This window comes from Nonomuraea sp. NPDC048901 (genome assembly GCF_040649695.1).
GTDB lineage: Bacteria > Actinomycetota > Actinomycetes > Streptosporangiales > Streptosporangiaceae > Nonomuraea.
In genome coordinates, this window is record NZ_JBEZFW010000023.1 from 163476 (window position 1) to 173243 (window position 9768).

Below are 9768 nucleotides of genomic sequence, written 5' to 3' on the forward strand. Positions count from 1 at the left end.
CGAACGCTATTGCGCGGGCGGGACGGCTGCCAAGTTGAGCACCCAGTACTTGTCGGGGTTGCCCCCCTTTGTAGTGCCCCCGTAGAGGATCGTGCTGGGCTCCGACGAGATGCCGTCGCTGCTCCAGCCACCGGTGGTTTCGATGCGCGCCAGCTCGCCGGTGTTCAGGTCGTACACGGTATCGGCCGATCGCAGGAAGCGATCGAGGATGGCGTACATCCTGAACCCCTTCGGGAGCTTCTTGACTCCGGTCCCGTCGACGTGCTGGACGACAGAAGTGGTGCCCTGGCGGCCACGGCACCAGACCGGTCCGCACCGCAGGTCCTTCATCCCGTCCTTGATCACAACCTTGGTCACGGTCCCATCGGCCAGGTTGACGACCTTGGACTGGTTGCGGCCGGGCGTCTCGAACTCTTCGTCGTCAGTGCTCGCGTCGCCCGCCCATGGCCAGCTGATCAGCTGCAGCCCATCAGACTTGGGCACGCGGTTGGGAGCACCGTTGGCGAACGGCTTCCGGTAGACGCCGCCCTTCCGCGGCGACCAGACGACGCTCTCACCGTCCACGCCGATAGCCTCAACGGCCTCGTCACCGCCGGTCAACGTTACGGCCAGCTTGGCCTTGCCGCCGGACAGCGGGGCCCACCAGAGCTCGGTGACCGCGTTCCCGCCCTTCGACCCGCTGGAGAACCAGACGACGTTCGTACCATCGGTCGAGGCGGTTTGCAGGAAGTATTGTTCCAACCCCCGAGTCCGGGGGATCTCTGTTACCACCCGGGACTTACCGGCCTTGGTGTCGTACACCTCGATCTTGCCGAGCTTTCCGGACGAGGGCGCCGCCATGAGCAGCACCTCGGTGGCGTTGATGCCGGTGATCGGGCGGTAGCGCCAGCCGTCGGCGTTCTTCGCCGGCATCTGGAAGACCGCCTGCGGCCAGAGCTTCCCGACCGGCGTTCCCTTGGCCTGGGTCTGCGGTCTCGGAGTCACGGTTATGGTCTTCTCAGGTTCGGGCCTGGTCGTGGTCGACGTGACGGCCGCCTCTTCTCCGCCCCCGCTGGAGAAGGTGCCCTGGGCGACGACCGTACTCGTGCCCACCACCGCGACCACCGCGACCGCCGCGAACAGTTGCGCACGCCGCCTGGTCCGCCGCCGCCTGCGCGCGCCGACCCCGGCCAGCAGGTCGAGCTCGGGAGCCTGGTACGCCGCATCGCGCAGCGCGCCGCTCAATTCGTCCTCTGTCCTCATGCCCGTCCCCTCTCCAGCACAGCGGGCCGGACCCGGAGCGTGGCGAGCGCCCGGAACGCCTGGCTGCGCACAGTTCCACGTGAGATGCCGAGGATCGCGGCGATCTCCTCATCCGGCAGGTCCTCGTAGTAGCGCAGGACCAGCACGGTCCGCTGCTTCCTGGGCAGCGTCGCGAGCTCCTTCCAGAGCTCGCCGAAGGAATGCGTGTCGTAGTGGACGCCTTCGGGGACGTCGTCGGTCGGCTGCTCTCTGCGCCGCCGACGCCACCAGCTGATGTGCTGGCGGGCCATGGTCGTGCGTACGTACGCCTCGGGGCTGTCCTTGTTGCGGACCCGGCCCCAGTTGTCGCTCAGCTTGAGCAGCGCCTCCTGGACGAGATCCGCGGCGTCCTCGGCGTTGCCGGTGAGCACATAGCCGTACCTGACCAGCGCCGCGCCCCTGGCTCGGACGAAATCCTCGAACTCCACATCACCGGGACGCACGAGCAGCTCGCTCTGTTGCAAAGATCTTTACTCGAAACCATCGCGCACGTGTTCGAGTGCGCGCTACAGTTCTAGGGACCGACTCGAACAAGGGTTCGGCCTGGTGGGAGGGGGTGCGTCCGATGACAATACTGGCGACGGCCCCTGCTCGGACACGCCGTAGCGCTTTCTTCCCAAATCTAAGACGGCCGCTATATCCCGCAATAAAGTCCGAGAGCGTGGACCCCGTGCGCAATCCTTACGCCCCCGGAGCCGGACAGCGCCCGCCGGAGCTCGCCGGGCGCGACCGCGAGCTGCAGCAGTTCGAGGTCGTGCTGGAGCGGGTGGCCCGTGGCCGTCCCGAGCGCAGCATGGTCGTCACCGGTCTGCGCGGCGTCGGCAAGACCGTGCTCCTCAACACGTTCAAGTCCATGGCGATGCAGCGGCTGTGGGGCACGGGCAAGATCGAGGCCCGGCCCGACCAGTCGATCCGCCGTCCCGTCTCGGCCGCGCTGCACATGGCGATCCGCGAGCTGGCTCCCCGGCATCGCGCGCCGGAGCGCATCGAGGAGTTCCTGGGCGTGCTCAAGGCGTTCGCGATGCGCGATCCGGCCGCCGCCAAGGGCACCTCGCACTGGTCACCCGGGATCGAGGTGCCGGCCAGCCGTGGCCGGGCCGACTCCGGCGACCTCGAGATCGACCTTACCGAGCTGTTCGTCGACGCCGCGAGCGTGGCCACCGACCTGGGCGTCGGCATCGCGCTCTTCATCGACGAGATGCAGGACGTGCAGCCCGCCGACGTCTCGGCGCTGTGCGCCGCCTGCCATGAGCTCTCGCAGTCCGGTGGGCCGCTGATCGTGGTCGGCGCGGGCCTGCCGCACCTGCCGAGCGTGCTGTCGGCCAGCAAGAGCTACTCCGAGCGGCTCTTCCGCTACGCCCGCATCGACAAGCTCGACCGCGAGGCGGCCGACCTCGCGCTGATGCTGCCGGCGCGGGAGGAAGAGGTCGAGTTCACGCAGGACGCCCTCGACGCCCTTTACGAGGCCGCCGACGGTTATCCCTACTTCGTCCAGGCTTACGGCAAGGTCGCCTGGGATCTGGCGCCGCGCAGCCCGATCACCCTCGACGACGTCAAGGTGTCCGCGCCCGAGGCCGAGGAGGAGCTTGCGGTGGGCTTCTTCGGCAGCCGCTACGAACGGGCCACCCCGGCGGAGCGCGACTACATGCACGCCATGGCGCAGATCGGCGACGAGCCGGTCGCCACCGCGGACGTGGCCGACGCGCTGGGGCGCAAGCCGTCCAGCCTGTCACCCGCCCGCGACAGCCTCATCAAGAAGGGGCTGATCTACAGCGCTGAGCGCGGCCTGATCGCGTTCACCGTGCCGCATTTCGGGAGGTTCCTGCGTGCCCAACCGATCTAGGCGACACCCCTAGTCCTCTATTGGGCTGTCTAGTGGGGAAGCTAGATAGCCCAATAGAGTCATATCTTGTTGTCGAGGGTTCTATAGCGCTGTCTAGCGTCAGGCCGATACAGGCGTATAAACCGGCAGAGCGCCGCTACCCTGGTGTTCGACCACGGCCACCCGTACAGCCGGACGCCGCCCGCTGAGATAGACCGCGAACACGACATCGGCCCCATCCCGCCGCTCGAAGGCGAAGAAGCGCCAGCACAGCTCACGCCAGCTGTCGTACGGCTCGACCGCGGCGAGCTGCTCCCGGTGCTGCCGCCAGGGTCCGCTCGACCGGAGCCTGGCCAGGGTGACCTCCATGGCCGGCCCGGGGCGCTGCTCGCACGGCGCGCGATAACGCAGCCGATCCACCATCTCCTCAAGCTCGGGCGACAGTACGAGGAGCACGACCACCCCGGCGGCCATGAACCACGACGGGTGCAAGAAGACCAACCAGCCGGGCTCTTCACCCCATATCGACAGCACGGCCATCCCGGTGAGGACCATGGTCCTGGCGATCGAACGCAGCCCGACGGGTGCCGCGCTCACCTCGCCGAAGCATCCGCACCCCGCGTCGGGCCGCCGCCTACGTACCTCCAGCAGGACATAGGTGCACATGGCGAAGAACGCGACCGCCATCCACCGGAAGATCGGAGACGTGCTCACCAGCAGCCCGGTCGCGATCACCAGCTCACCGACCGCGCAGACGATCAGCACCGGCACCTCGATGCGGGCGGGCACCAACGCCGCCGGTCCCAGCCGGGCCAGCGTGCCCATCTCCCCGCCCGTACGCACGGTGGACACCTTCGCCACCGCCCCTAAGACGAGCAGCACGATCAGCGCGGGCAGTTGCGATGCCAGCACGAGCGTCACCCCAATCCGATCTGCGCGTTGAAGCACCCTTTGACCAGGTCGCCGCCCAGCTCCACGTACGAGAACGGCGACAGCTCGGCGATCCGCCCGCGAGGAGAGGTGTCGCACTCGACGCAGCGGTCGCAGAAGCGCCCGGCCACGCAGCCACACGCCACGATCGGCACGTTAGCGGATCGATTAGTGCAGAGGTTCCCCACCTGCAGCATCGACCCGATGGCGAGGTACGGCAGGCCCGTACAGGACACCTCGGCGTCCGGGCAGTCCACGTCAGAGCGCTCGACCATGGGGTACGCGGCCCCCCGATCCTCCTGGTCGAAGGCGTCGGACCAGGTGGCGGTACCGGAGACGCGTGACTGCAGGCCCCCGTAGGCGGGCGGCGGAGCCGGCACGGCCCGCGCCGGATAGGCGGGCTGCGAGGTCGCGGGCAGCAGGGCCAGACTCGCCCCGCCCTTTCTGATGCCGATCGCGTCGAACAGGAACCCCGGCTCGAACCGCGCATGTCGCACCATGATGCGACCTGTCGCACGGTATGGGATGACGATGGTCCGGCGCCCCCGGTGCGGCCCGCAGTCGAGCTGGACCGACAGGTCCTTGCGTCCCTCCACGGACAGGATGGTCCCGGTCAGCCGCGTGATGTCGGCCCAGAGGCGCTCGACCACCCGGCCGTCGCGCAGGGTACGCATGATGACCGTCGAGCCCACGGGCAGATCACTCGGCGCCTGGTCACCACCGTGCCAGGCGGTGGCCCAGGGCGCGATGACGAGCCGCTCCTCGGCGCCCTCGGGGGTCTCGATGGTGATGAGATGTGGGCTTATGTCGAGGATGTCCCCTATGACCGCGCGTAAGGGGTCCCCATCGCCGGAGCCCGGGATCCCGGTCTCCCGGCCCAGCGCCGCGGCCGCGAGCACCCGGCGGCGTTCCACGCTCGGATACCCCATCAGTCCCTCCCTTGTCGCGCTAATAGGGTCACACGACTCCGGGGGGTACTTCACTGCACTCGTGCATTCGAGAGCAAAATACGCACCCCTCGGGGCAGAAGTTGACCCCCAGCGACGTACAAACCGCCACCGACCTTGACCTACCTTTATCGTCGGCGGGCCGAATCCTGAATTCCGGTTACGCCCTATCTTGGCCTTTGGCTGCGATTCTGGCCACGATGCAGACCGCCAGCTGGGAAGAGGAGTTCCGCGAGTACGTCGTTGCGCGCGGAGCTGCCCTGCTGCGCACCGCCCACCAGCTCACGGGACATCCGCTGGACGCGGAGGATCTCCTGCAGAACGCGCTGACCAAGACGTACCTGGCATGGGACCGCATCCAGGACAGAGCCGCGCTCGACGGATATGTACGGCGGGCGATGGTCAACATCAACATCTCGCAGTGGCGGCGGCGCCGACTGGAGGAGTACCCGTCGGAGGACCTACCGGAGGTCGCCCCGGAGGCGGAAGCCAGCGGCGACCTGCACGATCTTCTGGAGCAGGCGCTGCGGCGGCTGCCCACCCGGATGCGGGCCGCGATCGTACTGCGTTACTACGAGGACATGACCGAACCGGAGATCGCCAGAACGCTGGGCATCAGCCTCGGCACGGTCAAGAGCACGATGTCACGTGCCATGGCCAAGCTCAGGGTTGAGCTGGGCATTCCCCCTCAACAGCTCCGGCCGTAGCGCAGGGCCGTACGACATCGCGAATCGTCCGCAGCGTGGCCAGGAAGGTTTCCAGCTCCTCCGCGCTGAGCAGGCTGGTCAGAGACTTGTCGATGTCCTCGAGGTGCTGCGGCAGCACGATGTCGAGCTTCTCCCGCCCCGCGTCGGTGAGCGTGGCGTAGGAGGCCCGGCGGTCGACGGCGCAGGCCACCCTGGCCACCAGACCGTCGCGTTCGAGCCGGTCGACGACCCTGGTCACACCACTGGTGGACAGGCCCGTCTGTGCGGCCAGATCACTCATCCGCAAGCTCTGCCGCGGCGAGCGCCCCAGCCGGAGCAGCGTCTCAAAATCGATCTCGGACAGCCCGGCGGCGCCGAACACCGGCTGCATCCTGGCCGCGAGACCTGCTTGAACCTCCGACAGCAGGCCCATGGCCGTCAACCGGGGGTCATCAATGTTGACCACGTTCATAGCTTAACCGACGATTGTTGACGTGAGGAATATTCCTCGTGTAGACATTTGTTGCCGCAAACATCCGCACAGCAATCATCCTCCGAGGAGAACCCCATGACCACCCGCACTTGGGAAGGCCTGACCGTCCCCGCCGCCGGCACCTACAACCTCGACACCGCCCACACCACGATCGGCTTCGTGGTCAAGCACATGATGGTCAGCAAGGTGCGCGGCAGCTTCGGCGACTTCACCGGCTCCGTGACGATCGCCGACAACCCCCTCGAGTCGTCGGCCGAGCTCACGATCAAGACCGAAAGCCTCACCACCGGTGTCGCCGACCGTGACGGCCACCTGCGCAGCGACGACTTCCTGTCGGTCGAGAAGTTCCCGACGCTCACCTTCAAGAGCACCCGCGTGGTGAGCCACTCGGGTGACAAGTTCACCGTCGTCGGCGACCTGACCGTCCGTGACGTCACCAAGGAGATCGAGCTCACGGTCGAGTACGGCGGCGCCGGCACGAACCCCTGGGGCCAGGCGGTGTGGGGGTTCTCGATCACCAGCGAGTTCGACCGCGAGGACTTCGGGCTGACCTGGAACCAGGCCCTGGAGACGGGCGGCGTCCTGGTGGGCAAGAAGATCAAGGTCGAGATCGAGGGCGAAGCCAACCCGGCGGCCTGACGTCGCGCTTTGCCCAGCGGCCTGACCCGCTTTACGTCTCGTTCGGCTCAGCGAGGTGACCCGCTTTACGTCTCGTTCGGCCCAGCGGGGCGACCCGCTTGGAGTCTCGTTCGACCCGCGACCTGAGCCGGTTGACGTCGCGTTTTGTACGCCGGACCCGCTTGGCGGGTCCGCGCGCCGAGCCCGCCCCCGCCGCGCCTTGGGGCGGGCTTGCTGTCCGGCCCGTTGTCCACAGGAGGTTATTCACAGGCAGTGGATAACCTTTGGACAGGCCGGGACGGGCAACCGCTTTGCTGCCTTGGCAGAAGGCCGGTACGCTGTCCTGAGCCGCGTGGCTACCAGGAGGATTCGCCTAGTCAGGTCTATGGCGCCGCACTGCTAATGCGGTTTGGTGGCAACACCATCCGGGGTTCAAATCCCCGATCCTCCGCACGTCGAAGGCCCTTCCCAGATTCTGGGGAAGGGCCTTTTTCGATCTCTGCGGGGCTCAGGGTTGCAGTTTGGGTTGCAGTTGGCTTCTAGCCAGGGCCCCAGAGCGCCTCGTCCATGCGGTCGCTAGCATCTCTCATCTGCATCGTTGCTACGTGGGTGTAGCGCTCGGTGGTGGTCACGCGCGTGTGGCCGAGGATCTCCTGAACCACCCGGATGTGTACGCCTTGCTCGATCAGCAGGGTCGCTGCGGTGTGACGGGCGTCGTGGACTCTGGCGTCTCGTACGCCGGCCTGCTTGAGGATGGACTTCCACTGCTTCCAGTCCTCTGTGCGTTCGATCGGGCCGCCGGTCTGCGTGGTGAACACCAGGTCGTGATCGGTCCACCGGTCCCCCGCCTTCAGGCGTTCCGCGGCTTGGGTCTTCTTGTGCGCCTTGAGGAGGGCGAGGAGCGCGGGCGGACACTGGAGCGTCAGCTTGCCCTTTCCCTTGCGCTTTCGGAACACCAGGCCGCCGCCAGCCCGCTTCGGGCACTTGTCCGCGTGGCCGGTGCAGTCCTTGGCGCACGGACGCCTGTAGCAGGTGGGCGCGCTTCTTGCAGTCCGCCTTGCAGTCTCGGGTGTGCTTGTGGTCATTGCAGTTCTTCTTGCACGCCTTCCGGTGCCACCGTTCTCCGCAGGCGTGTGGATCGGCGCAGCCGTGCAACCATTCGGACCGCTGGATCTGGAACCACGCCCTGATCTCGCCCGTGGTCAGGTTGATGTACGACCAGCGCAGCCCGAGAGCCTCGCCCTGGCGGATGCCGAGCGACAGAGCGACCGACCAGCGCGCGCCGTTCCTTCTCACCTTGGCCACGTCGAGGATGCGCCGGGCCTCGTCTCGGGTCAGCGGTTCGATCTCGGTGGCGGTCGCCGAGGGAGCGTCTACGAGCGTGGCGACATTGCGCGTGATGCGGCCTCGCCGTACCGCGATCGTGAGCGCGCGGGACAGGATGCGGTGCACTTTGAGGACAGAGCCCGTCGCAAGGCCCGCTTCCAGCATCCGCGTGTACGCCGTGTCCAGGTGCTCAGGCGCCAGACGGTCGAGCCGATGCTTGCCCAGGAGCGGCACAATCCAGTTCCTCGACTTGGAGCGATAGTCCGTCAGGGTACGGGGAGCCATCTTGTCGGAGAGGACGAGTCGCTCACAGATCACGTCGAGGAACTCCGTCATCCACTCCCCTACTGTCGGCGGCCGGCCGGGCTTGCTGACGGAGCCTGCCTTTCGCTCGCCCTCCAACTCTGCGACCTTTCTGGTCACCTCCGGTTCTGTCTTGGCCTTGCGGTGGCGTCGGTCCGGTGAACCGTCCGGCTTGATCCCGACCGTCACCCAGCCGTGCCACAGGCCGTCCTTGCCGAGGTAGATGGACGAGCGGCCGTTGGGCTTTCTGGCTGCCATCACACCGCCTCCTTTTGGGCATCGGCCTCAAGCGGCGGCGCGGCGCGCCGCCGTACAGCGGCCCGTCGCTTGCCCGCCGCCCGGGCGTGCGGCCTGGGGGCCGGTCCCGGACGGCAGCAGCACGGGCCGCCACGCCGACCACCGCGCCCGCCGTACCAAGCGAACTCGCCGACCTCAGCGCCACGCCACCGCACAGATACAGCCCTACGATCGCCAAGTGTTGGCTGGCCTCCGTTGTTGGTCGGGGGCGATCGACGATCCGGCGCTTCGTTCCTCAGCACCGGCTCACTGAGCAGCCGCGGTCATTGCAATGGCCACAGGCAGCCCACCACCTATTCGCTCTTCCGAGAGAACGGTCGCCACGTCGTCCCAGGCAAGCTCAGAAGTCCAAGAGCCGGAAGCGATCAGGCCGTGGCTTATGCCTGTGACGCGATGCAAGTAGGCTCGGCGTATGGAGCGTCGATCACCTTTGATCACACATGTCTCCTGGGGCCGGATGGTGGTCGAGGGCCTCGGAGAAGGCAAGGATTTCAAGCTCTACCCCGGTGGAGGACGTGCCTGGGACTGGAACGAGACCGGCACGCGGCACACTCCTGGCATTCAGCCTGCCGACATACAGGAGCTGCTCGACAACGGCAGCCACGCGATCGTCCTCTCCCGTGGTATGCGGTCGCTCCTGCAAACGTGCCCTGAGACGCTGGACCTCCTGATGGAGAAAGGCATCGAGATCTACGTGGAGGAGACGACAGCCGCCGTCCAGCGCTACAACGCCATGGTGGAGACCACTCCCGTGGGCGGCTTGATCCACTCCACGTGTTGATCAAGCCCCTTTGCCAAGATCCGGAACATACGCGGAATGATTTGCGGGTCCCTTGGTCATTGCCCTGCGACTTCGCAGGTGGGGACGCTAGCAAAAAATCGAGTCTCACTCCACCTTTAATGAGACAGCTCTAGCACAAGAGCCCGCCGTCCTCCGGAACCTCACCGTAGGAAGCGGAGATGTCGATACTGGCCTTCCCCTCATAGCGTGGAGACCGAACCGGGAGAGGTTTGGTCGTGGCAGCAGTCACGCGGCGGCGCTTTGATCCGGAGTTCCGGGCGGGC

General features: G+C 66.9%; 10 protein-coding genes and 1 tRNA gene. 5 read left to right on the forward strand and 6 right to left on the reverse strand.

The genetic code is table 11. The annotated features are described in order from the left end of the window. Positions 1-6: 6 nt before the first annotated feature. A complete protein-coding gene (locus tag AB0C30_RS49825; protein WP_357957659.1) occupies positions 7-1242 on the reverse strand; it encodes a hypothetical protein in 1236 nt (411 codons plus the stop codon). After that, on the reverse strand, positions 1239-1724 hold the full coding sequence (locus AB0C30_RS49830) for a SigE family RNA polymerase sigma factor (RefSeq protein ID WP_357957660.1): 486 nt from the start codon (positions 1722-1724) through the stop codon (positions 1239-1241). The genes AB0C30_RS49825 and AB0C30_RS49830 overlap by 4 nt, the downstream gene beginning before the upstream one ends. 218 nt (positions 1725-1942) lie before the next feature. On the opposite strand from AB0C30_RS49830, the gene AB0C30_RS49835 reads away from it, so the two are divergent. Next, on the forward strand, positions 1943-3124 hold the full coding sequence (locus AB0C30_RS49835; RefSeq protein ID WP_357957662.1) for an ATP-binding protein: 1182 nt from the start codon (positions 1943-1945) through the stop codon (positions 3122-3124). A gap of 99 nt (positions 3125-3223) precedes the next feature. Here the strand turns inward: AB0C30_RS49835 and AB0C30_RS49840 are convergent, their stop codons facing one another. Further along, positions 3224-4015 carry a MauE/DoxX family redox-associated membrane protein gene (locus AB0C30_RS49840; RefSeq protein WP_357957664.1) on the reverse strand — a complete coding sequence of 264 codons (792 nt, stop codon included), beginning with the start codon at positions 4013-4015 and terminating at the stop codon, positions 3224-3226. 5 nt (positions 4016-4020) lie between these two features. Next, positions 4021-4962, reverse strand: coding sequence for a hypothetical protein (locus tag AB0C30_RS49845; RefSeq protein WP_357957666.1), 942 nt, complete (start codon positions 4960-4962; stop codon positions 4021-4023). A gap of 218 nt (positions 4963-5180) precedes the next feature. Here AB0C30_RS49845 and AB0C30_RS49850 point away from each other — a divergent pair, with 218 nt between their 5' ends. Beyond that, positions 5181-5687: a SigE family RNA polymerase sigma factor gene (locus tag AB0C30_RS49850; RefSeq protein WP_357957668.1), complete on the forward strand. Its 507-nt coding sequence runs from the start codon at positions 5181-5183 to the stop codon at positions 5685-5687. Here the strand turns inward: AB0C30_RS49850 and AB0C30_RS49855 are convergent. After that, a complete protein-coding gene (locus tag AB0C30_RS49855) occupies positions 5644-6138 on the reverse strand; it encodes a MarR family transcriptional regulator (protein ID WP_357957670.1) in 495 nt (164 codons plus the stop codon). The two genes, AB0C30_RS49850 and AB0C30_RS49855, sit on opposite strands and share 44 nt — an antisense overlap. Positions 6139-6234: 96 nt before the next feature. On the opposite strand from AB0C30_RS49855, the gene AB0C30_RS49860 reads away from it, so the two are divergent. Further along, positions 6235-6798: a YceI family protein gene (locus AB0C30_RS49860; protein WP_357957672.1), complete on the forward strand. Its 564-nt coding sequence runs from the start codon at positions 6235-6237 to the stop codon at positions 6796-6798. 341 nt (positions 6799-7139) lie between these two features. Next, positions 7140-7228 (forward strand) — tRNA-Ser (locus AB0C30_RS49865). Positions 7229-7316: 88 nt separating this feature from the next. On the opposite strand, the gene AB0C30_RS49870 is transcribed toward AB0C30_RS49865, so the two are convergent. Then, positions 7317-7733: a tyrosine-type recombinase/integrase gene (locus AB0C30_RS49870; RefSeq protein ID WP_357957674.1), complete on the reverse strand. Its 417-nt coding sequence runs from the start codon at positions 7731-7733 to the stop codon at positions 7317-7319. Positions 7734-9115: 1382 nt separating this feature from the next. On the opposite strand from AB0C30_RS49870, the gene AB0C30_RS49875 reads away from it, so the two are divergent. After that, positions 9116-9484 (forward strand): Mth938-like domain-containing protein, encoded by a 369-nt coding sequence (locus tag AB0C30_RS49875; protein WP_357957676.1) that lies wholly within the window; start codon positions 9116-9118, stop codon positions 9482-9484. Positions 9485-9768 lie beyond the last annotated feature (284 nt).